Source organism: Shimia abyssi, from assembly GCF_003014475.1.
Classification (GTDB): Bacteria; Pseudomonadota; Alphaproteobacteria; order Rhodobacterales; family Rhodobacteraceae; genus Shimia; species Shimia abyssi.
Map to the genome: position 1 here is coordinate 18,327 of NZ_PYGJ01000013.1, position 22,372 is coordinate 40,698.

A 22,372-nucleotide genomic window follows, 5' to 3' on the forward strand; every position below is an offset into this window, starting at 1 on the left:
CTCAACCAAATTCCACTCAGGAGATCCCTCATGGCAACTGTCGCTGTCACCGATGCCACCTTTGACGAAGAAGTAAAGAATTCCGACGTACCCGTCGTCGTGGATTTCTGGGCCGAATGGTGCGGCCCATGTAAACAAATCGGCCCAGCGCTCGAAGAGCTGTCTGCCGAAATGGATGGCAAAATCAAAATCGCCAAGGTCGACGTGGACTCCAATCCAAACGCCGCCGCTTCTATGGGTGTTCGCGGCATTCCTGCGCTGTTCATTTTCAAGGACGGCCAGGTTATCTCAAACCGCGCTGGCGCTGCACCCAAAGCAGCTCTGCAAAGCTGGATCGAAGATTCCATCTGATCCAATTGCACAACTGATAATTCAGAAAGGCGTCTCAATCGAGGCGCCTTTTTTCATCAAACTGGCCAACCCATCGTGCTCAGTCGGGCACGAATTTTCTCTTCGGCTTCGGGCCGTCCAGCGTTGATCGACATCTGTTGCAGGAACCACCAGACGTATTTTTCAAACTCCGGCAATGACCCCTGAACAGCCTCAAACGCCCCTTCAATCCCCATTCGTTCCACGTCTGCCGCAATGTGGTGAAAGTCGATCTTGGCAAACGTCACACATGGCTTGCCAAAGAAGAACCCGGCAAATGCAACACTAGAATTCTGGGTAACAACGTATTCACAACGCGGCAAAAGCTGTTCCATCTCGCCCATCCGCAGCTCTAGCGCCTCGTAACGACGCTCTATTTCTTCCAGCGTGTCATAATCTGATTGCGAATAAATCTCGTTGGGATGCAAAGCGGCGATGACCCGCCGGCCCTCGACCAAGGCAATCGTCTTTTGCAACATCTCTACCGGGCTGCACGTTTGAAACGACCGATGCTGCGTCAAGCGGCCTTGCAATGGCACATAGACAAACCCGTCATTGCTCACATCCTTCAATGGCGTCTCATACAGTCGTTTTTGCCATTGTTGGTAAAACTTGCGCGCCTTGTCTGCGTTCACAACTTCCGGATCAAAATCCGCCCGGGCAACATCCCAATGCCAGCGCTCGTTCGTTCGCTCAATCTGCCAGAACGGATAATAGTAAGCCCGACGCACCGTTACAGAGTTCTGGCGAAACGGTTCTTGCATGTGAAAAAGTGAGAATTCGGAGCCGACTGGCTCAACCAATGTCGCATCCAAGAACTCCATCGTGAAATCAGCAGCCTTGAGAACGCTGACAACTTTATTCATGAAGTTGTGCCGCCCCTCCGCTGCGCTGTCTCGCAGCTCGCCGGGCAGATAGAACCGAATGTGTTTTTCGCCTGTCATAAGACGGACGCTACGGGCAAGCCTAAGCCAGAACAAGTCCCACCCTTGTGCCCGCGCGTCCACAGGCTCATATAGGGCTTCAAGCATTCAGGAGAGCCAGATGGCAGATGACCAGTTCCCCGGTTGGCACGGCACCACAATTATTGGTGTCAAAAAAGGTGACGAAGTTGTAATCGCAGGCGATGGCCAAGTTTCACTTGGTCAAACCGTGATCAAAGGGACCGCCCGCAAAGTACGCCGTATCAAGCCAGGCGGCCACGAGATCGTCGCAGGATTCGCAGGCTCCACGGCAGATGCATTCACGCTTCTGGAGCGACTGGAAACTAAGCTCGAAGCGACCCCCGGTCAACTGGCCCGGGCCAGCGTCGAACTCGCCAAGGACTGGCGCACCGACAAATACCTGCAAAAGCTTGAGGCGATGCTGATCGTTTCAGATGGTGCAGATATCTTTGTGATCACCGGGGCAGGGGACGTGCTTGAGCCCGAACATGACGTCACCGCAATTGGGTCGGGTGGAAATTTTGCTCTGGCCGCTGGCCGGGCTCTTATGGACACAGATCTTTCCGCGGAAGAGGTCGCCCGCAAGGCTATGGCCATTGCATCTGATATCTGTGTCTACACAAACGGAAACCTGACGGTTGAAAAGATATCGCAATGAATGAAATGGCATGCACACGCCTGGGTCAATCAGGCCTGATTGTTTCACGTTTGGCTCTTGGCACGATGACATTCACTCACGGGTCCGACTGGATTCCAGGTGTCGCTAAAACTGGGCTGGACGATGCGCAACGCATGGTCGATATGGCGCTGGATCGAGGTGTGAACTTCTTTGACACGGCTGACGGATACTCAAACGGCGAAGCCGAAGATATTCTTGGCAAGTCACTTGTGGGCAAGCGCGACCAAGCTGTGATTTGCACCAAGGCTGGCTTTCGTCAGTCCGATCGTTTCAACGATGCGGGACTATCCAAGTCTCATCTAATCCGTTCTGTCGAAGGGTGCCTGCACCGACTGGGTACCGAATGGATCGACCTCCTCGTTCTGCACAAGACAGATTTTACGACACCTCTCGAAGAAACGCTGAAAACTCTTCAATTACTGATCGACAGCGGCAAAGTGCGTTATATCGGATGCTCTAACTGGCCCGCTTGGCAGGTCGCCCAAGCGATCCAATTCCAACGTGACAACGGGTTGGACCAGTTTGTTGCAGGCCAATACCTCTACAATGCCGTTTCGCGCGACATCGAGGTCGATGTGCTGCGAATGGGCGATACGATGGGTGTAGGCCTTATGGCGTGGTCACCTTTGGCGGGTGGACTGCTTACCGGAAAGTACAATCTTAACGATATCAACGCCTCTGGCGGCCGTCTCAGCGAAAGCAATTTCCTAAACATCGCCAATGAACAGGCACAAACGGCACTTACCGCACTCGATTCCGCAGCCACTGCGCATAACGCCACTCCGGCGGAAGTCGCGCAAGCTTGGATCCTGAACAAAAACCGCAACCACACTGTCATCATTGGCGCAAGCAAAGTTTCACACCTTGAATCCAGCCTCAAGGCGGCCAAGATCACACTGTCTAGCGCCGAAATTGCCGCAATCGACGCTGCCGCCGTACCCGTTCGTCGCTATCCTGAATGGTTCGACGGCATGATGCATGACGAAATTTACACAAAGGCCCTGTCGTGACTGATCTGACACCCCGCGAAATCGTTTCCGAACTCGACCGTTTCATCATCGGCCAGAATGACGCCAAGCGCGCCGTCGCCGTCGCACTGCGTAACCGCTGGCGTCGCAAACAGCTTTCCGATGATCTGCGCGACGAGGTGTATCCCAAAAACATCCTGATGATCGGCCCCACCGGTGTTGGTAAAACCGAGATCAGCCGCCGACTGGCAAAGTTGGCCAAGGCACCCTTTCTTAAGGTGGAAGCCACCAAGTTCACCGAAGTGGGTTATGTTGGCCGGGACGTAGAGCAGATCATCCGCGATCTGGTCGATGCGGCCATTTTGCAAACCCGCGAAAATATGCGTGACGAGGTCAAAGCCAACGCCCACGCAGCAGCCGAAGAACGTGTTATCGAGGCGATTGCCGGCGAAGATGCGCGCGACGCGACCCGTGAAATGTTTCGAAAGAAACTCAAATCCGGCGAACTAGATGACACGATCATCGAACTGGAAATCGCCGACACCTCCAATCCAATGGGCGGCATGTTCGACATCCCAGGACAACCCAGTGGCCAGATGGGCATGATGAACCTTGGCGATATCTTCGGCAAAGCTCTTGGGGGGCGTACCACCAAGCGCAAATTGACCGTCGCCGAGAGCTACGAAGTGCTTATCTCGGAAGAGGCTGACAAGCTGTTGGATGATGAAACCGTCAACCGCGCCGCATTAGAGGCCGTTGAACAAAACGGCATCGTGTTCCTTGATGAGATTGACAAGGTCTGCGCCCGACAAGAGGCTCGTGGCGGTGACGTGTCACGCGAAGGCGTACAGCGCGACCTGCTCCCGCTGATAGAAGGCACCACCGTTTCAACAAAACACGGACCCGTCAAAACCGACCACATTCTCTTTATCGCGTCGGGCGCGTTTCACATTGCCAAACCTTCTGATCTCTTGCCTGAATTACAGGGCCGCTTGCCAATACGTGTCGAACTGCGGGCGCTGACCGAAGAAGACTTTGTACGTATCCTAACCGAAACGGACAACGCGCTAACGCTGCAATACACCGCACTGATGGGTACCGAAGACGTTATTGTCGGTTTCACTCCAGACGGGATCAAAGCGTTGGCAAAAATTGCAGCAGACGTGAATCAATCAGTCGAAAACATCGGCGCACGGCGACTATACACCGTCATGGAGCGTGTATTTGAAGAGTTGAGCTTTTCCGCACCTGATCGCTCAGGCGAGCAAATCACCATAGACGCTGCTTTTGTGGACAAAAACCTCGGCGAATTGTCCAAATCCGTCGATGTCAGCCGCTACGTCCTGTAAGAACTCGATCCGCAGAAAGGTCAGCCAATGAATGCCACGCTGACCTTTCTGAAGCAAAACTTTCGCTGGCTCTTACCCGGTGTATTGCTGACATTCTTATCCTGTTTCGGGCAAACATTCTTCATCTCCCTCTTCGCTGGTCACATCCGGACCGAGTTCAACCTCACCCACGGTGAATGGGGTGGTATATACTCAATTGGTACGACGGCTTCAGCAATTGTCATGGTCTGGGCGGGTGTTATGACAGACCATTTCCGCGTTCGTGCGTTGGGAGCCGTGGTGCTTGCGCTATTGGCCGCCGCATGTGTGTGGATGGCCGAGACTCACTCTGCTTGGGCGCTGCCATTTTTGATCTTTGCGCTTCGCTTCACAGGCCAGGGCATGTTGACCCACATCGCCGTCGTGGCCATGGCGCGCTGGTTTGTAGCAACACGGGGCAGGGCGCTCGCGATTGCGTCACTTGGATTTTCCATCGGAGAAGCCTTCCTGCCCATCATCGTCGTCTCCATAATGACGGCGGAGAACTGGCACCAATTATGGTGGATAAGTGCAACAATAGCCCTTGCCGGTATTCCAACCCTTTGGTTCTTGCTTGCCAAAGAACGCACACCGCAATCCATGGCCAATGCGACCGAGGCTTTGGGCATGTCCGGTCGCCACTGGACCCGGCACGAGGCTCTAAGACACAGCTTATTCTGGTTTATGGTGCCTGCACTCTTGGGTCCGTCGGCCTTCAACACTGCTTTCTTCTTTCAACAGGTGCATTTCGCCGAAATCAAAGGCTGGGATCACAGCCAACTTGTCGCGCTTTTCCCGGTTTTCACCTTTACCGGCATTGGTGCCATGCTTCTATCTGGCTGGGCACTCGACAAAATTGGAACAGCGCGCCTGTTGCCATGGTCACAGCTGCCAATGGTGGTTTCATTCTCGCTTTTTGCCATAACGGACAGCCTGGCAGGCACACTCATCGCCTTGGTTTTCCAAGGAATCACATCTGGCGCATCCACGACGCTTGTCGCGGCGTTCTGGGCGGAATTTTACGGCACCCGACATATCGGTGCGATCAAATCTGCCGCCACTGCTGTTATGGTGCTCGGATCCGCCATCGGCCCCGCGATAACTGGCGGCTTGATCGATATGGGAATTGGTTTGTTGCCGCAGTTTCTTGGAGTATCAGGTTATTTTCTCCTGACCACCGCTCTCATGCTTGTTGGGATCTCTGCCCAGCGCGGCAATCTACCGGCGCGTTAGCGTCGCAAATATACATAATAGGCCCCGCCGCCGCCGTGTTTCAAATGCGACTCGGAAACTTGTAACACCACCGATCTCAGAGGCGGCAACGATAGCCATTGTGGTACCTGATGCTTCAGGACCCCACGCCGGGTTGGAATTGGCCCCTCATAAGGCTTGGACTTCCCCTTACCCGTGATCACCAGAACCAACCGATTGCCCTCTCCATGGGCACGCATCAAAAACCTGGTCAGCGCAGGGTGGGCCTGATCCATGGTCATGCCATGAAGGTCAATTTTTCCTTCAGGCACTAGTTTTCCGCGCTTCAACTTCGCAAACTTCTTCTTATCCATCTGCAAGGGCTGCTTAGCCACCCTCTCGGACACGCTGGCCAATAAATCATGCGCGGGCAGGCGTGTGGCCGACTTTCCCCCCAGCTTAAACTCAGGAATTGTCGCGCGTGGTTGTTTAACTGGTTTGGGTTTGGGAAGTGGTAGATCGTGGATCTTTTTTTCCGGATGTAACCGCTGCGCGGAGTCCGTCACTTTGCGCCATAGATCGATCTCATCACGGGTCAATCGACGCTTGCTCACAGAACCGGCTCCGGCAACATCGCATAGGCTCGCTGGATCGGAAACAAAACGATCATACGGCCCTCATCCTTTAGCCTACCGGCAGCGCGACCAGCTTCTTCTCCGGTGCCGAAGAAGACATCGGCCCGTTGTGCGCCCTTTATGGCCGATCCAGTATCTTGAGCGATCATCAAACGCCGCAGCGGAATTTCACCGTCCTTTTCAAGCCAGACCGGAGCACCTAAAGGCGTGAATTTCGGATCCACTGCCACCGAACGCATCGTCGTAATAGATCTGTTCATGGCGCCTAGTGGCCCCTTTTCGGGCGACACGCGATTAACCGTACGAAAGAAAACGAAACTGTCGTTGTGCCGCAAAAGCTCTGGTCCATCTGTTGGGTTTCTTCGCACCCAATTCTTGATGACCTGTGCGCTAACTTGGTGCGCGCTGTATATCCCACGTCGCACTAGCTCAACCCCAATAGAGCGATACGGGTGCCCATTTGCGCCGCCATACCCGACGCGAATATGTGATCCATCCTGCAACCGAATGCGCCCAGACCCCTGAATCTGCAAAAAAAACAATTCAACAGGATCATCAATCCAGGCGATTTCCAGACCACGCCCACTCATCACACCTGATGTTTCAATCTCACGCCGTGTCAGCCACCTGGTCACATTTCGTGCCTCTGGCGGCATTTTGTAAACCGGATATCGATACGGCCCACCTGGTCGACGTGCACCATCAAGCTCTGGCTCGAAGTAACCCGTAAACAACCCCGGTGCGCCATCTTCGATCAATACTGGTCGAAACAGCAATTCAAAAAAGTTTCGCGCGTCCTTAATCCCGGTCGCGGCACCGCACAAAACCTGCCAATCAGGTTCATCAAAATCGATGCACGTATTTAGAAAAACTTGTCGGGCAGCCTCGTGATCATCTTCCGCCCACCCGTCAAGTTCCTCGAAAGACAAAATTTTCAAAGTTGTTTCAGACATGGCTGCACTGCCGGCCATCAAGATGAAAGCCGCCATTGCCGTCCGAAACACTCGGATCATTCGCCCGTGGCAACAAGCTGCCAGTTGGGATCATCAGATCCCATCGCGCGCGCAAAGGTCCAAATATCCTTCTGCCGCTTGATCTGGCTTTCGCTGCCTTCTACAACGTCACCGGCTTTGTCGCGCACAACATAGGTCAGTTCGCCAATAAACCGCACAGAGATTTCACCCTCACGTGTTTCGTCGTCAAAAATCGCCTCGTGAAGCGCCATTTCTCGCACACCAACAAATTCGCTCTCGATGGTCAAACCCTGCTTATCTCGCGCCTCAACCACTTCCGCGAATGTCTCATACACTTCGTCCGCAAGGAACGGTTTGATAGACGCAAGGTCGCCCTTCTCGAATCCCATCAGTATCATCTCATAAGCGCCACGAGCGCCTTCCAGAAAATCGCTCACGCCAAAGCTCGGATCAGCAGTTTTCATTGACGCCAATGCGCTTGCCGTGACGCTGCCTTCTTCCGCATGATCCAGAATATCGCGATCCGGACCACCTTCTATTACTTCAAGTTCAGGCCCCCTTCGCTCGGCAGGTTGCGGACCCGCTTCACGCGGCGGTTCATATCCGTCTCGAGTACCCAAAACATTTTTTAGCCTCAGGATCAGGAAAACGGCGATACCGGCCAGAACCAGCAGCTGTAAAAGGGGTGAATTCATCGGGACCTCAGCTTGGGCATGGAAAGACATGTCTAAGGCACTTATGTAAGTCACCAGCCGGGTCAAGTCCACCGTGCCCGAAAGTCTAATGGAGTAACGTAAACATGTGGCTATTGTTGGCATTTGTCGCCATTCCGTTGATCGAAATCGCGCTTTTTATTCAAGTGGGTGGCACAATTGGGCTTTGGCCAACTCTTTTGATCGTCTTGATCACGGCTATTCTGGGTACTTGGCTCGTTCGAACTCAAGGTGCCATGGCGATTGGCAATCTGCAAAGATCCTTTTCTGAACTTGATGATCCCACGGAACCACTTGCGCATGGCGCTATGATTCTGATTGCCGGTGCCTTGCTGCTCACTCCTGGATTCTTCACCGACGCCGTTGGTTTTGCGCTTCTGATGCCACCTGTTCGCGTGGCTGTCTTCGGATACTTGCGCAAGCGAATTCATGTGAAATCTTTTTCCATGGGATCCACAAGCACACATCAAACCTACACTGCACAGCGTCCTAAATCCTCACAGGCCGACGTGATAGATGGCGAGTTCACCGAGGTTGACCCTTCAAAAAAACCAACACACCCTCCCTCCGGCTGGACAAAGCATTGAGACCCCACCATCGACCTGCTAAAGCAGGCAAAGTCAATTTTTGGGAGTAAAATAATGGCGGAAAATGAAAACGGCGCCGCCGAAACACAAGCACAGGCGCCGCAGGTGAAAATGAACGTTCTGGCTCAGTTTATTCGCGACATGTCGTTCGAGAATATTCTGGCTCAAAAGGGTGCCGCGGGAAACGGACAACCTGACGTTCAGGTTCAAGTTAACCTCGACGCCAAAAAGCGCTCAACCGAGCATCAGTACGAAGTTGCCATAAAACTCAACATCGTTTCCAAAAACAAAGAAGATGACTCGGAAATGTTCATCTTTGAACTTGAGTATGCTGGCGTGTTCCACATTGAAGGCGTGCCGGACGATCAAATGCATCCATTCCTTCTAATCGAATGTCCGCGGATGTTGTTCCCATTCCTACGTCGCATTGTCAGCGACATTACCCGCGACGGTGGCTTCCCACCGCTGAATTTGGACAACATCGATTTTATGGCGCTCTATCGTTCGGAAATTGCGCGGCGTGCAGCTGAACAGCAACCTGCTGTTACAAATTAATCTGGCTTCTGGCGCCACTCTTTGGTGGCGCCTATCCCAGCTTCGTCCACAGGGCGTCTTCTCCCATTTCTTCAACAAACTGACGATGTGCTTTAGCTTCTTCCTGAGTCAATCGAGAAGGCAGTGGAGTCGGGCGTTTGCTAGGTCGCCAATCCTCCATAGCTTGAGACGATCCCGATTTTCCAGAGTTTGCAGCCAGCACTAAATCTGGTTGTCGCCCGCCGATAAGCTCCAAGTATACTTCGGCCAGAATTTCCGAGTCCAATAGCGCACCGTGTAGCGTTCGGTTCGAGTTATTGATCCCAAAACGTCGACACAGCGCATCAAGTGTCGCGGGTGAGCCGGGAAATTTTTGCCGCGCCATCGCCAACGTATCCAGCGCCTGCTCCCAAGGCAGCTGCGGCAAATTCATCCAGCGAAGCTCGGCATTCAGGAATTTCATATCAAACGCTGCATTATGGATAACCAGTTTTGCGTCACCGACAAAGTCCAAGAACTTCTGCCCAATCGCGTCGAACAGCGGTTTGTCCCGTAGTGTCACGGCTCCAGGTTCAGGATCCTGCGGCGGCTCAAGCAAATCCGGCCCAATTCCATGCACCTGAAATGCCTCTTTTGGCATGGATCGCTGTGGATTCATGTACTCGTGGAACGTTCTCCCAGTCGGCAAGTGATTATAAAGCTCCACCGCACCAATTTCGACAATACGGTCGCCGCTCTGAGGATCAAATCCGGTGGTTTCTGTATCCAATACGATTTCACGCATCAGCAATTCGCTCCTTAATCTCTGCAATTATCGCGTCCACCTGCGCGCGCGCATGGTCCAATGTATCTGTTGATACTACGTAGTCAGACCTAGCACATTTCTGATCATTCGGCATCTGTCTCGCGCGTATTCTCTCAAATTGCGCCTCGCTCATCGTACCACGCGCCAGAACACGTTTCTTCTGGAGATCTGGTGAAACAGAGACACAAACAACTGCGTCTACCTCTTTGTGGCCATTGCTTTCGAACAACAAGGGGATGTCAAAAACCAGAATTTTAGCTTCTACTCTTTCGGCAAAGTCAGCCCTGTCCTCCGCCACCAGTGGATGAACAATGTCTTCCAAGACTCTAAGGACATCTTTGTTTTGCGCGATCAACTGCTTCAGCACGTCGCGCGACACAGCACCATCCACAATTGCTGTTGGCAAAACCTTGCGGATCGGTTCCACAGCAGCGCCCCCCTCGGCATACAAACGATGAACAGCTGCGTCCGCGTCCCACAAAGCGCAGCCCGCATCAGCAAACATCTTGGCAGTGGTTGACTTACCCATGCCAATCGAACCGGTCAGCCCTAATCTGAACACTGTCACAAAACGGCCCGACGGGCCTCTTCATCCACTGTCGGTCGTCGACCAAACCAACGTTCAAACCCCGGAACCGCCTGATGTAACAACATACCCAGCCCGTCCACGGTGGCACATCCTTTTTCAGCCGCCACCGCCAAAAGCTGTGTCTGCATTGGTGTATAGACGAGATCCGTCACAACGGTTTCCTTTCGCAGGCCGTCAAGTGGCACCCGCAAATCCGGCTTTCCAGTCATTCCTAACGACGTCGTGTTTACCAAAGTCGCCGCCTGATCCAGAACATTGCCCGCTTGAACCCATTCCACCACTTTTACGCGCGCGCCAAAATCTTCCCGCAATTTCTCAGCGCGGGCCCTGGTGCGATTGGTCAACAATATCTCAGGCACACCTGCATCCAACAACGAGGCCACAACGGCGCGCGCCGCGCCGCCCGCGCCCAGCACGACGGCAGCGCCTGCGCTGGCATTCCAAGCGGGCGCGCCTTGCCTAAGATTCTCGATGAAACCGTAACCGTCTGTATTGTCACCTAAAATTGTTCCATCATTCCGGAAAATGATAGTATTTACCGCACCGATCAGCGTTGCCCGATCCGTAACAGAATCCACAAATTGCATCACTCGCTCTTTGTGGGGCAGGGTTACGTTTGTTCCAACAAATCCCATTTTTGGCATCGCCCTAAGCACTGCTTCCAGATCATCCGTCGCAACTTCCAAAGGTATATAGTGGCCTGTCAGCCCATATTTATTTAGCCAGAATCCATGTAGCCGCGGCGACTTGGAATGCGCAATCGGGTTTCCGATTACGCCGGCCAAAGGAATGGATGGCAACGTCATTTTGGCAGCTCTCCCTGCAATGTCAGATAAGACAGTATTTCAACCAAAGGCATTCCGAGAACGGTAAAGTAGTCTCCATCGACCTTTTCGAACAACCTAACACCCTCTGCTTCCAGCATATAAGCACCAACACAATGCTGAATCTCATCCCAGTTCCGTTCCAAATAGGCGTCCAGGAACTCATCACTGAATGACCGCATGAACAATCGTGCAGTACCGATAAACCGCCACAGTGGTTCGCCGTCCTTATAAATTACCGCCGCAGATAACAGCATATGCCGCTCACTGCGCAATTTTTGCAACTGCGAACGTGCGTCATCGACAGTTTTGGGCTTCGTGAGAATCTCGCCTTTGAAGTCCAGAACCTGATCGCACCCCAGAACAACTGCGCCTGGCATCTTGGCACTCACCTTGCGCACCTTAGATTCCGCCAACGCATCGGCAATGTCGCGCGGCGAGGCGCCCTCTAGCTGTAACGCACGCAAGACCGCCTCTTCGTCGACCCGTGGCTTAATCGCCTCAAAATCAACACTCGCATTATGCAACATTTGCGCCCGACTTGACGAACCGGAGGCAAGAACCAATTTTGAACCCATGTGGATAACCCCGTGGAAAAGCCTAGGAGTTTCTTAAGCATTCTTTCGGGAAAGTTAAGGCTTCATTACTGACCACTGGAAACTAGCCCACTTTCACGGTTTGTTACGATTTTTCCGCACAGTGGATGAGGATAACTTTTCGCGCGGGACGACTCATCATCATACATTTGTTCCCACAGAGTTATCCACAATGCTACCTATCCCGACTTTGAAAATATTCCTTAAAAACTTGATGTTTTTTTGAACCTGATCAGATTTCCCAGCTTAGTGAATCAAACTATCCCAAGGTGGATAAGTGTTTGGAAAACAAAAGTATCCACCGTTTTTCGCTGCACAACGAAATCATCATCCTTTTCTATATATATTTTATTATTTAAGAGGAGATGAACCAAAGCGAGAGATCAGAGCGATGGGATACGTTCTCACTGACATTTACCCGTACGTTTTGACATTCCACATCATTTCAGTGATGTCTTGGATGGCCGGGTTGTTCTATCTGCCACGTCTTTTCGTTTATCATGCAGAACGGGCCAATAATGGCGATCAGCTCGACGAAACTTTGCGCATTATGGAGTTCAAACTACAGCGCTACATCATGGCCCCGGCCAGCGTCGCAACATGGGTTGCTGGCCTAATTTTAATCATCACCCCTGGAGTTGTAGATTGGAGCGCTCTCTGGCCCTATACAAAGGCCGCTGGAGTGATTTCCATGACGATTTTTGATCACTGGCTTATGCAAAAGCGCAAACAGTTTGGTCGCGGTGAAAATACTTTGACAGGGCGTCATTATCGCTTGATGAACGAAGTTCCTACAATTTTGGTGATTGTCATTGTGGCCTCTGTTGTCATAAAATTCTGAGAGAATTGACTCGGGTGACTCAAACCCCTACATAACCACCCAACAGGCCCGGCCGGGCTATGTGCCTTCATATACACGAAAGTACGCGCGCTGCCTTTTCACGGGTAGCCACAGGAAATGTCCATGACACAAGAAAAACTCGCGCTCGCCGAGCTCAAGGCCAAAAGCCCTAAAGATCTGCTCTCGATGGCCGAAGAGCTAGAAATCGAAAACGCGTCCACGATGCGCAAAGGCGATATGATGTTCCAGATTCTGCGTGAACGCGCAGATGATGACTGGGAAATCTCGGGCGACGGTGTTCTGGAAGTGCTCCAGGACGGTTTCGGCTTTCTCCGCTCGCCAGAGGCCAACTATCTTCCCGGCCCTGATGATATCTACGTTTCGCCCGAAATGATCCGTAAACACTCGCTGCGCACCGGTGATACGATTGATGGCGTCATCAAGGCACCTGAAGACAACGAACGTTACTTTGCGCTGACCACGGTGACGCTGATCAACTTTGAGGCACCGGAAAAGGCCAAGCACAAGATCGCGTTTGACAACCTCACGCCACTTTACCCAGATGAACGCCTCAAGATGGAGATCGAAGACCCGACGATCCGTGATCGTTCTGCCCGTATCATCGATTTGGTCTCCCCGATTGGTAAGGGTCAGCGTTCATTGATCGTGGCTCCTCCACGCACTGGTAAAACCGTTCTGCTACAAAACATTGCGCACAGCATCGAGGCCAACCACCCCGAATGCTATCTCATAGTTCTTCTGATCGATGAACGCCCAGAGGAAGTCACTGACATGCAGCGTTCGGTCAAAGGTGAGGTAATCTCCTCAACCTTTGACGAGCCCGCAACGCGCCACGTCGCCGTGTCCGAAATGGTCATCGAAAAGGCCAAGCGCTTAGTTGAGCATAAACGAGATGTTGTTATCTTGCTCGATTCGATCACAAGACTTGGTAGAGCTTTCAACACAGTTGTCCCATCTTCGGGTAAGGTTTTGACCGGCGGTGTGGATGCAAACGCCTTGCAACGTCCAAAGCGTTTCTTTGGTGCAGCCCGTAATATCGAAGAGGGTGGATCGCTCACGATCATCTCAACAGCACTGATCGATACCGGCAGCCGCATGGACGAAGTGATCTTTGAAGAATTCAAGGGCACGGGTAACTCTGAAATCGTACTCGACCGGAAGGTTGCAGATAAACGCGTGTTCCCTGCCATTGATATCCTTAAGTCTGGTACGCGAAAAGAAGATCTGTTGGTCGACAAAAATGACCTGGCTAAAACTTTTGTCCTACGCCGCATTCTCAACCCAATGGGTACCACGGACGCGGTCGAGTTCTTGCTGTCCAAGCTTAAGCAGACAAAGACAAACTCCGAGTTCTTTGACTCGATGAACACCTAAAGGGTTGGCGATGGCATACGTGCCTGACACAATTTTTGCGTTGGCCACGGCCCCCGGTAAAGCGGGGGTCGCTGTCGTTCGTGTGTCTGGTTCGCTGGCTGCCGAGGCGGGTAGAGCGCTCTTTGGTGGTTTGCCCGAACCACGAATTGCATCTCTGCGACTCTTGATTGATCGCAAGGGCATCCGCCTGGACCAAGCGCTGGTAATGTATTTCCCGGAAAAAAATAGTTTTACCGGCGAAGAAGTTGTCGAATTGCATCTTCACGGTTCCGTCGCTGTTGTGAATGCGGTTCTGCGAGAACTGGCCGACATGGACGGGTTACGTCTCGCAGAGGCTGGAGAATTCACCCGACGTGCACTTGAAAATGGTCGTCTCGATCTCGCCCAAGTCGAAGGACTTTCGGATCTCATAGAATCTGAAACCGAAGCTCAACGCCGTCAGGCGTTACGTGTGCTTTCTGGCGATCTGGGAAATCTCGCGGAAACATGGCGAACGAAACTCATCAGAGCGGCAGCATTGTTAGAGGCAACAATTGATTTCGCCGATGAAGATGTCCCTGTAGATGTGACACCAGAAGTCCTTGATTTACTGTCAGACGTGCGTACTGACCTCGCGCGTCAAATAGCCGGAGTTTCTACTGCGGAACGTATTCGTATAGGGTTCGAGGTAGCTATTCTTGGTGCACCAAATGTTGGAAAATCTACACTTCTCAATGCTTTGGCTGGGCGCGAAGCCGCAATTACGTCTGAATTTGCAGGCACCACTCGCGACGTGATTGAGGTACGGATGGATCTCAATGGTTTGCCTGTAACGTTACTTGATACAGCCGGGTTGCGTGATACGGATGATCACGTCGAAGGTATTGGCATCGAACGTGCATTGCAGCGCGCCGAATCTGCTGATCTCAGGATTTTCCTGATCGAGGATGGTAAAAAACCTGAAATCGAACCTCTGGCAGGCGATGTTGTTCTTCGATCAAAAGCGGACACGTTGGTTGATCAGGAAGGTGCCGTATCAGGAAAAACCGGGCAGGGCGTTGATCAACTCATTTCCCACGTTTCAGCGCTGTTGTCGTCTCGGGGTGCGCAGTCCGGCATTGCAACTCGTGAGCGACATCGGATTGCTATGAACCGTTCTGTGGAAAATCTCGTCTCGGCTCAGAAGTTGTTAGATATGGGGGTAGATCACTATGATTTGGTCGCTGAAGAGTTGCGAAGTGCGATTCGGGCTTTGGATTCTCTCGTCGGTCGCGTAGATGTTGAGAATCTGTTGGACGAGATATTTTCGAGTTTTTGTATCGGGAAATGAGGAGTGTTTCACGTGAAACATTTTGACGTCATTGTTGTTGGTGGCGGTCACGCCGGTACAGATGCTGCGCACGCCGCGGCGCGTGTAGGTGCAAACACTGCATTGATAACACTAAAAAAATCTGGCATCGGCGTGATGTCGTGTAACCCCGCTATCGGTGGTTTGGGAAAGGGACATCTGGTACGCGAAATTGACGCACTTGACGGTTTAATGGGGCGTGTTGCCGACAAGGCCGGAATTCAGTTCCGTCTGTTGAACCGACGCAAAGGTCCGGCGGTCCAAGGTCCCAGAGCTCAAGCAGACCGCAAAATCTATCGTGAAACCATGTTGTCTGAGATTGAGCGGACACCTAACCTCTCGATCATCGAAGGCGAGGCAATTGATTTCCGCATTGAAGGTGACGCCGTACGTGGCGTTATCCTTGCCGACGGAAATGAGGTATCCTCACAATCCGTCGTGCTCACAACAGGCACTTTCTTACGCGGCATAATTCATATTGGCGATGTTGCGCGACCCGGTGGTCGTTTGGGTGATAATCCGTCGGTCAAGCTTGCAGAGCGGATTGATAGTTTTGATGTACGATTGGGTCGTTTGAAAACTGGTACGCCACCCCGTTTAGATGGTCGAACAATCGAATGGGATGCGTTGGAATCACAACCAGGTGATGAAACCCCAACGATGTTTTCCTTCATGAACAAGGCGCCTGCAACACGACAAATTTCTTGCGGGATTACGCATACAAATGAGAAAACGCACGACATCATCCGAGAAAATCTCTCCAGATCGGCTATGTATGGAGGCCACATAGACGGTGTAGGGCCTCGATACTGTCCTTCGATTGAAGACAAGATTGTTCGGTTTGCTGACAAGACTTCTCATCAAATTTTCCTTGAACCAGAAGGGCTTGATGATCCTACTGTTTATCCGAATGGTATATCAACGTCGCTACCGGTCGATGTTCAGGATGAATACCTTCATTCGATCTACGGTCTTGAAAAAGTCAAAATAATTCAACCCGGCTATGCGATCGAGTATGATTATGTCGACCCGCGCGCGTTGGACGCATCGCTCGCTGTTAAGACAGTTCCGGGGTTATACCTAGCGGGTCAAATCAACGGTACTACAGGCTATGAAGAGGCAGCCGCCCAAGGGCTGGTCGCCGGATTGAACGCCGCGCTTTTGTCGAGAGGGCGGGAACCTCAGTATTTCAGCCGTACGGACAGCTACATAGGCGTCATGGTTGATGACCTGATTACTCGCGGAGTGACGGAACCATATCGGATGTTTACGTCAAGAGCGGAATTCCGGCTATCTCTACGCGCAGACAATGCTGATCAGCGGCTTACTCCCATGGGTATTGAACTGGGCTTAGTCGGGGTACACCGAAGAAAACACTTTCTGGAGAAACAAGAGCGCTTGGAAAACGCTCATTCATTGTTAACCGAGACTGCATTTTCACCGAAGCAGTTGAAAGAATCTGGAATTGCCGTCAATCAAGACGGCACTAAGCGTACGTCTTTTGAAGTTCTTGCGTTTCCTAACGTAGAATTCGTCGATCTTCTGCCATTGTGCAAGGAGTATGAAAGCGTCGATCTCGAAACTCGAGAACAACTCTCTCGTGATGCGTTATATGCGAACTACATCGAGCGCCAGAAGAGGGATGTAGAGGCGCTAAAGAAAGATGAATTGCTAAAAATCCCATCTGATTTCGACTATCGGTCCATTGACGGGCTGTCCAACGAATTGAAGCACAAATTGGCAACGGCAAAGCCAGATAATTTGGGGCAGGCAGGGCGGTTGGATGGTATGACTCCCGCTGCAATTACACTAATTTTGGCGAGATTGCGCAGTAATGGGCGCAAGAAAACTGCATGAAAAGCGAATCTGAACTTGTACTCAACGCTCTGAATGTTTCACGTGAAACAACTGATCGACTACATATCCTGGCCAACTTACTGGAAAAGTGGAATTCCAGAATAAACCTGGTATCTAAAACAACTCTGGCAAACTTGTGGTCCAGACACATCCTTGACTCAGCTCAAATTTTCAATCTTTCGAGAAGTGATTGCACACATTGGGTTGATATTGGTAGCGGCGGTGGCTTTCCAGGTCTCGTGGTCGCAATATTGGCGGCGGAAATGCGTACAGGACAAACAACAACGTTGATTGAGAGTGACCAACGCAAGTGTGCATTCCTTCGTACCGTCATCAGAGAGACAGGCATATCTGCTAAAGTGAAGAACAAACGCATCGAGCAAACTGAACCGGAAGGCGCAGATGTTATCTCGGCTAGGGCACTGTCAGAACTGACCACATTGCTCGAATTTGGTGAACGTCATTTAGGCGAAAATGGTGTTGGATTGTTTCCAAAGGGAGTTAACTGGAAAAAAGAAGCAGATGAAGCGCGTAAAACGTGGTCATTCAACGTCGAAGTGGTGCAAAGTGTGACCGAGCCGGAAGCAGTAATATTGAAGGTCGGAGATATCAGGCGTGTCTGATCCAATTCGCCCAATGGGCCCAAAAATCATTGCAGTTGCTAACCAGAAAGGTGGAGTCGGCAAAACGACGACCACAATTAACCTCGCATCGGCGCTCGCAGAACAGGGGTGTCGTGTACTTCTTGTAGACCTAGATCCCCAAGGCAATGCTTCCACTGGACTAGGAATCAATACGGCTGACCGAAAATACACAACTTACGATCTGATGCTTGAAGATATGCCACTGGAAGACGTCATTCTGCCGACTGAAATCGAGGGAATGTGCATTATCCCAGCAACCGTTGATCTAAGCTCGGCAGATATTGAATTGATTTCTAATGAGAAGCGCAGCTTTCTGCTTCATGATTCGCTACGTCAACTCGCGATGGACAAATACGAGTTTGATTACATTCTCATAGATTGCCCACCGTCACTAAATTTGTTGACAGTCAACGCTATGATCGCCGCGCATTCTGTTCTGATCCCACTGCAGAGCGAATTTTTTGCACTCGAAGGTCTGTCCCAGCTCATGCTGACAGTTCGCGAAGTCCGTCAAACCGCTAATTCCGGTTTGAGAATCGAAGGAGTCGTTCTCACAATGTTTGATGCGCGCAATAACTTGTCGCAGCAAGTCGAACAAGATGCGCGCGACAACCTTGGCGAGCTTGTTTTTGAAACCAAGATTCCCAGAAACGTTCGCGTGTCAGAGGCACCGTCATATGCACAACCAGTGTTGGAATATGATACTGCGTCAAAAGGGGCAGAGGCATATCGCGCTCTCGCCAAAGAGCTTTTGACCAAACATATGAAAATCGCCGCTTAAGAAAGGCAAATCATGGCTGACAAAAAGAAACCCCGCGGACTTGGCCGAGGCCTGAGCGCCTTGATGGCAGATGTAACTGAGGATGCGAATCCACAGGATGTCGGCGCGTCTCGACGGGCTGGTCTCATGGTTCCTATCGAAGCAATAGTGCCCAACCCGGATCAGCCAAGGCGCGACTTCACTCAAGAACAACTGGATGACTTGGCAAACTCTATTCGCGAAAAAGGCGTCATTCAGCCCTTGATCGTCCGCTCCAAAGAGGACGGTAGGTATGAAATCGTTGCTGGTGAACGCCGCTGGCGGGCATCCCAGATGGCGCAATTGCATGAATTGCCAGTTGTAGTCCGCGATTATGACGATACCGAGGTGCTTGAGATCGCGATTATTGAAAACATTCAACGAGCCGATCTTAATCCAGTCGAAGAGGCGATGGGATATCGCCAATTGATGGACAAATTTGGGCACACACAAGAAAGAGTTTCCGAAGCCCTCGGAAAAAGCCGCAGCCATATCGCCAACTTGATGCGACTTTTGCAGCTGCCAGAAGATGTACAGAGTATGTTGAAATCAGGAGACCTGACCGCTGGACATGCTCGGGCACTGATCACCACGGAAAACGCTTCCGAACTCGCTAAAAAGATCGTCAGCAGCGGTCTTTCTGTCAGGCAAACCGAAGCATTGGTTAAGAAAACTCAGGTACCAAAATCGGATAGCAAACCTAGATCACAAAAACCTAACAAAGATGCCGACACTGTTGCTCTCGAAGGGGATTTGTCCGCAAATATTGGCATGAAGGTTGCTGTAAACCATAAGGTTGGCGGTGAAAGCGGGCAGTTGACGATCCAGTATACAACACTCGATGAACTGGACGAACTTTGCCGAATCTTAACATCTAATCGTTAGGTCTGGTCCAGATAAATAGCATGACCAGTGACAATACCACCGCCTGAATAATCAGCACGGTGGCTTTAAGGCCGAGAGCGGTTGACAATCCAAACACAAAGATAATCGAAATCGTCGCTGCGCGTTTTGCAGCAGGACGAATTGCACCACTATCTTGCCAATCTCGGATCAATGGCCCAAAGGTCTTGTGCGAAAGCAACCAATAATGAAGCCGTTCAGACGACCGAGCAAAACAAAACGCAGCCAAAAGCAGAAACGGGACTGTGGGAAGTAATGGTAATACAATGCCAATTACAGCCAATCCAACGCAAAATACCCCAAAACTGGCCCACAAAAAGCGCACTCAGTCCACCAACAGTTCGGCGAGCACCGAATTCAGCACCATGCGGCCCTTTGGAAGTACTCTAAGCCTTTGTCTATCAATGGAAATAGTCCCAATGTCCTGCAAGTACGTAATCCTATCCTCGGACAATTCAACTTCAGACAGCGCTCGATACCTCGAAAGGTCAACACCTTCTGTTAGTCGCAAGCCCATCAGAAGGAACTCTGTCGCTTGATCCACTTGAGGAACTACGTTTCTCAAGGACTCTCCATTTCCTGCTTCCGCGTGTTCTAGCCATTTTTCCGGCATGCGCCAATTTTCAATAGCGTATCTTTGTCCGTCCATTGTCAACCGCGCGTGGGCACCGGGGCCGACCCCCGCATAGTCTCCATATCGCCAATAGATGAGATTATGTCGCGATTCAGAGCCTTTCTCCGCATAGTTGGACACTTCATAAGGGTCCATTCCCGCAGACGCACAGATTTCTTGAGTTGCTTCGTACATGTCAGCGGCTAGATCATCTTCAGGTAGGCCGCGAAGTTTTCCACGCTCATATCGATCGCCGAAGGCAGTGCCCGTTTCGATGGTTAACTGGTAGAGCGACAAATGATCTATCGCCATCGACAGCGCTTCGTTTAGCTCGGCGGTCCAATCCTGCAAAGTTTGATCCTGTCGTGCATAAATCAGATCAAAGCTGACCCTATCAAATGCCTTTCGACCAATTTCAAATGCTTTTCGTGCTTCTTCAACCGTGTGAATCCGACCAAGTCGCGACAAATCCCGATCATTCAGTGCCTGTATGCCCATGGAGACACGATTTACGCCTCCGGCACGATAGGCAACAAACCGTCCTGCGTCTACAGAACCGGGATTCGCTTCTAGCGTAACCTCAAAGTCATTGGATATGCGCCAGAGTTTGCGCACGCGCACAAGGATCGCTGCAACGACATCAGGATCCATTAAACTTGGCGTGCCCCCGCCAAAGAAGACAGAGTTCAGGACACGGTCCGACGTTTCAGATGCGACGCGGTCAAGCTCGCCCAAATAGGCTCTAAGCCACCGTGACTGGTCAATTTTCCGCACAACGTGGCTGTTAAAGTCGCAATAAGGACACTTGGCCTCGCAGAACGGCCAATGAATATAGAGACCAAAGCCCCCGTGTTGCCAATCCTCAACCAAAACAGCCTGCGACAAAGGCTTTCACGGCGAGACCGCGATGACTAATCTTATTCTTCTCCCAGCGATCCATTTCCGCGAAAGTTATGTCATGTCCGTCCGGAACAAACATCGGATCATACCCAAACCCGTCTTTCCCCCGGATAGGCCAGGTCAAACTGCCCGGTGCGATGCCCTCAAAAACCTCGTCATAACCGTCAGGCCACGCCAATACCAACGTGCTGCGGAACTGTGCTACCCAAGGGCGTTCCGCCTTATTCGCTATCAATTCATCGTGGGCGCGGGTCATTGCCATCAGAAAATCGCGGCCGTTCCCGGTTTCTGCCCAATCAGCGGTATAGACACCGGGCGCGCCATTCAGTGCGTCAATTGTTATCCCGCTGTCGTCCGACAGGGCAGGTAGGCCAGTTGCCTTCGCCGCCGCATGCGCCTTGATCCGGGCATTTCCTACAAACGTGTCTTCGGTCTCTTCAGGTTCCGGCAAATCCATGTCCGCCGCACCCACAACCGAAACGCCAAAGGGCTCAAGGAGATGCGCCATCTCCTCAAGCTTGCCTTTGTTGTGGGTCGCGACCAACAACCGGTCCCCTTGGAACTTGCGTGTCACGCGACTGCTGCCAATTGCGCCGCAACCAGTTCTTCAACGCCCGTTTCCGCCAAATCGAGCAGTTCGTTCATTTGCGCGCGCGAGTAGGTCGATCCTTCGGCGCTCATCTGTGTCTCAATCATTTGTTTGTTTCCCAGCATGATAAAGTTACCATCAACGCCGGCCTCTGAATCTTCTGGATAATCCAGATCAAGCACGGGCTGGCCCGCATAAATCCCGCAAGATACCGCAGCGACCGGCGAAACAAGCGGATCAGAGATGACAGAACCCGTTTTCATCAACTTGTTCACAGCCAACTTCAACGCTACCCAACCGCCGGTGATCGACGCGCACCGCGTTCCGCCGTCGGCTTGAATGACGTCGCAATCCACGGTGATCTGACGTTCACCCAGCGCAACCCTGTCAACACCCGCTCGCAGCGACCGTCCGATTAGGCGTTGAATTTCAACTGTTCGTCCACCTTGTTTGCCCGCCGATGCCTCGCGGCGCATCCGCGATGTAGTTGACCGAGGCAACATACCGTATTCCGCAGTGACCCAACCAAGACCAGAGCCCTTAATAAACGGTGGAACCCGGTCTTCGATAGTTGCTGTACACAAAACATGCGTATCGCCAATGCGGATCATGCAGGACCCTTCGGCATGTTTCGTAACACCCGTTTCAATCGATACGGGGCGCATTTCATTCAACTGTCTTCCGGACGGGCGCATAGGGCTTTTCCTTTTCACTATTTACGAACGGGCA

The 22,372-nt window shown here is 51.8% G+C and carries 26 protein-coding genes; 14 read left to right on the forward strand and 12 right to left on the reverse strand.

Features of this window, described 5'->3' with window-relative positions; translation table 11 throughout:
• Positions 1 to 30: 30 nt before the first annotated feature.
• The gene (gene trxA, locus CLV88_RS16725; RefSeq protein WP_106609561.1) at positions 31 to 351 is read left to right on the forward strand and encodes a thioredoxin; all 321 of its coding nucleotides are present in this window, start codon (positions 31 to 33) and stop codon (positions 349 to 351) included.
• Positions 352 to 407: 56 nt separating this feature from the next.
• On the opposite strand, the gene CLV88_RS16730 is transcribed toward trxA, so the two are convergent.
• Positions 408 to 1,400 (reverse strand): hypothetical protein, encoded by a 993-nt coding sequence (locus CLV88_RS16730; protein WP_106609562.1) that lies wholly within the window; start codon positions 1,398 to 1,400, stop codon positions 408 to 410.
• Positions 1,401 to 1,413: 13 nt separating this feature from the next.
• On the opposite strand from CLV88_RS16730, the gene hslV reads away from it, so the two are divergent.
• Genes hslV through CLV88_RS16750 form a run of 4 tightly spaced genes read left to right on the forward strand, consistent with a single transcriptional unit; the run spans position 1,414 to position 5,560 of the window.
• On the forward strand, positions 1,414 to 1,971 hold the full coding sequence (hslV, locus tag CLV88_RS16735) for an ATP-dependent protease subunit HslV (RefSeq protein ID WP_106609563.1): 558 nt from the start codon (positions 1,414 to 1,416) through the stop codon (positions 1,969 to 1,971).
• A complete protein-coding gene (locus tag CLV88_RS16740) occupies positions 1,968 to 3,002 on the forward strand; it encodes an aldo/keto reductase (RefSeq protein WP_106609564.1) in 1,035 nt (344 codons plus the stop codon). The genes hslV and CLV88_RS16740 overlap by 4 nt, the downstream gene beginning before the upstream one ends.
• Positions 2,999 to 4,309, forward strand: coding sequence for an ATP-dependent protease ATPase subunit HslU (gene hslU / locus CLV88_RS16745; protein ID WP_106609565.1), 1,311 nt, complete (start codon positions 2,999 to 3,001; stop codon positions 4,307 to 4,309). The genes CLV88_RS16740 and hslU overlap by 4 nt, the downstream gene beginning before the upstream one ends.
• Before the next feature lie 27 nt (positions 4,310 to 4,336).
• Positions 4,337 to 5,560 carry an MFS transporter gene (locus CLV88_RS16750; RefSeq protein ID WP_106609566.1) on the forward strand — a complete coding sequence of 408 codons (1,224 nt, stop codon included), beginning with the start codon at positions 4,337 to 4,339 and terminating at the stop codon, positions 5,558 to 5,560.
• On the opposite strand, the gene CLV88_RS16755 is transcribed toward CLV88_RS16750, so the two are convergent.
• The 3 genes from CLV88_RS16755 to CLV88_RS16765 are packed head-to-tail and all read right to left on the reverse strand — an operon-like array spanning position 5,557 to position 7,822.
• The gene (locus CLV88_RS16755; RefSeq protein WP_106609567.1) at positions 5,557 to 6,132 is read right to left on the reverse strand and encodes a Smr/MutS family protein; all 576 of its coding nucleotides are present in this window, start codon (positions 6,130 to 6,132) and stop codon (positions 5,557 to 5,559) included. The two genes, CLV88_RS16750 and CLV88_RS16755, sit on opposite strands and share 4 nt — an antisense overlap.
• Positions 6,129 to 7,166: a murein transglycosylase A gene (gene mltA, locus CLV88_RS16760; protein WP_106609568.1), complete on the reverse strand. Its 1,038-nt coding sequence runs from the start codon at positions 7,164 to 7,166 to the stop codon at positions 6,129 to 6,131. The genes CLV88_RS16755 and mltA overlap by 4 nt, the downstream gene beginning before the upstream one ends.
• Entirely contained in the window at positions 7,163 to 7,822 is a 660-nt protein-coding gene (locus tag CLV88_RS16765; protein WP_106609569.1) for a Tim44/TimA family putative adaptor protein, read from the reverse strand. The genes mltA and CLV88_RS16765 overlap by 4 nt, the downstream gene beginning before the upstream one ends.
• A gap of 104 nt (positions 7,823 to 7,926) precedes the next feature.
• On the opposite strand from CLV88_RS16765, the gene CLV88_RS16770 reads away from it, so the two are divergent.
• Complete coding sequence (locus CLV88_RS16770; protein WP_106609570.1) at positions 7,927 to 8,427, forward strand: FxsA family protein; 501 nt, start codon at positions 7,927 to 7,929, stop codon at positions 8,425 to 8,427.
• A 54-nt stretch (positions 8,428 to 8,481) separates the two neighbouring features.
• Positions 8,482 to 8,982 (forward strand): protein-export chaperone SecB, encoded by a 501-nt coding sequence (gene secB, locus CLV88_RS16775; RefSeq protein ID WP_106609571.1) that lies wholly within the window; start codon positions 8,482 to 8,484, stop codon positions 8,980 to 8,982.
• Between the two features lie 31 nt (positions 8,983 to 9,013).
• Here the strand turns inward: secB and dnaQ are convergent, their stop codons facing one another.
• Genes dnaQ through CLV88_RS16795 form a run of 4 tightly spaced genes read right to left on the reverse strand, consistent with a single transcriptional unit; the run spans position 9,014 to position 11,757 of the window.
• Positions 9,014 to 9,745, reverse strand: a complete 732-nt coding sequence (gene dnaQ / locus CLV88_RS16780) for a DNA polymerase III subunit epsilon (RefSeq protein WP_106609572.1) — start codon at positions 9,743 to 9,745, stop codon at positions 9,014 to 9,016.
• Complete coding sequence (gene coaE, locus CLV88_RS16785; protein WP_106609654.1) at positions 9,738 to 10,328, reverse strand: dephospho-CoA kinase; 591 nt, start codon at positions 10,326 to 10,328, stop codon at positions 9,738 to 9,740. The genes dnaQ and coaE overlap by 8 nt, the downstream gene beginning before the upstream one ends.
• A gap of 2 nt (positions 10,329 to 10,330) precedes the next feature.
• Entirely contained in the window at positions 10,331 to 11,161 is an 831-nt protein-coding gene (locus CLV88_RS16790; protein WP_106609573.1) for a shikimate dehydrogenase, read from the reverse strand.
• The gene (locus tag CLV88_RS16795; RefSeq protein WP_106609574.1) at positions 11,158 to 11,757 is read right to left on the reverse strand and encodes a Maf family protein; all 600 of its coding nucleotides are present in this window, start codon (positions 11,755 to 11,757) and stop codon (positions 11,158 to 11,160) included. The genes CLV88_RS16790 and CLV88_RS16795 overlap by 4 nt, the downstream gene beginning before the upstream one ends.
• Before the next feature lie 409 nt (positions 11,758 to 12,166).
• Here CLV88_RS16795 and CLV88_RS16800 point away from each other — a divergent pair, with 409 nt between their 5' ends.
• From CLV88_RS16800 to CLV88_RS16830, 7 genes are all read left to right on the forward strand, one after another.
• On the forward strand, positions 12,167 to 12,616 hold the full coding sequence (locus CLV88_RS16800) for a CopD family protein (RefSeq protein WP_106609575.1): 450 nt from the start codon (positions 12,167 to 12,169) through the stop codon (positions 12,614 to 12,616).
• Positions 12,617 to 12,739: 123 nt separating this feature from the next.
• Complete coding sequence (gene rho, locus CLV88_RS16805) at positions 12,740 to 14,011, forward strand: transcription termination factor Rho (RefSeq protein ID WP_106609576.1); 1,272 nt, start codon at positions 12,740 to 12,742, stop codon at positions 14,009 to 14,011.
• 10 nt (positions 14,012 to 14,021) lie between these two features.
• Positions 14,022 to 15,320 carry a tRNA uridine-5-carboxymethylaminomethyl(34) synthesis GTPase MnmE gene (gene mnmE, locus CLV88_RS16810; RefSeq protein ID WP_106609577.1) on the forward strand — a complete coding sequence of 433 codons (1,299 nt, stop codon included), beginning with the start codon at positions 14,022 to 14,024 and terminating at the stop codon, positions 15,318 to 15,320.
• Positions 15,321 to 15,323: 3 nt separating this feature from the next.
• The gene (mnmG, locus tag CLV88_RS16815; protein WP_207797088.1) at positions 15,324 to 17,195 is read left to right on the forward strand and encodes a tRNA uridine-5-carboxymethylaminomethyl(34) synthesis enzyme MnmG; all 1,872 of its coding nucleotides are present in this window, start codon (positions 15,324 to 15,326) and stop codon (positions 17,193 to 17,195) included.
• Positions 17,192 to 17,818, forward strand: coding sequence for a 16S rRNA (guanine(527)-N(7))-methyltransferase RsmG (gene rsmG, locus CLV88_RS16820; RefSeq protein ID WP_106609578.1), 627 nt, complete (start codon positions 17,192 to 17,194; stop codon positions 17,816 to 17,818). Before mnmG ends, rsmG begins: the two co-directional genes overlap by 4 nt.
• Positions 17,811 to 18,620 carry a ParA family protein gene (locus tag CLV88_RS16825; protein ID WP_106609579.1) on the forward strand — a complete coding sequence of 270 codons (810 nt, stop codon included), beginning with the start codon at positions 17,811 to 17,813 and terminating at the stop codon, positions 18,618 to 18,620. The genes rsmG and CLV88_RS16825 overlap by 8 nt, the downstream gene beginning before the upstream one ends.
• Before the next feature lie 12 nt (positions 18,621 to 18,632).
• Complete coding sequence (locus CLV88_RS16830) at positions 18,633 to 19,523, forward strand: ParB/RepB/Spo0J family partition protein (RefSeq protein ID WP_207797089.1); 891 nt, start codon at positions 18,633 to 18,635, stop codon at positions 19,521 to 19,523.
• Here CLV88_RS16830 and CLV88_RS16835 read toward each other — a convergent pair.
• From CLV88_RS16835 to rph, 4 genes are read right to left on the reverse strand one after another with little or no spacing between them, the layout of a single operon-like run.
• Entirely contained in the window at positions 19,513 to 19,866 is a 354-nt protein-coding gene (locus tag CLV88_RS16835; protein ID WP_106609581.1) for a YbaN family protein, read from the reverse strand. The two genes, CLV88_RS16830 and CLV88_RS16835, sit on opposite strands and share 11 nt — an antisense overlap.
• Complete coding sequence (gene hemW / locus CLV88_RS16840) at positions 19,867 to 21,024, reverse strand: radical SAM family heme chaperone HemW (protein WP_106609656.1); 1,158 nt, start codon at positions 21,022 to 21,024, stop codon at positions 19,867 to 19,869.
• A complete protein-coding gene (rdgB, locus tag CLV88_RS16845; RefSeq protein ID WP_106609582.1) occupies positions 21,017 to 21,628 on the reverse strand; it encodes an RdgB/HAM1 family non-canonical purine NTP pyrophosphatase in 612 nt (203 codons plus the stop codon). Before rdgB ends, hemW begins: the two co-directional genes overlap by 8 nt.
• Complete coding sequence (gene rph / locus CLV88_RS16850; protein ID WP_106609583.1) at positions 21,625 to 22,338, reverse strand: ribonuclease PH; 714 nt, start codon at positions 22,336 to 22,338, stop codon at positions 21,625 to 21,627. The genes rdgB and rph overlap by 4 nt, the downstream gene beginning before the upstream one ends.
• Positions 22,339 to 22,372 lie beyond the last annotated feature (34 nt).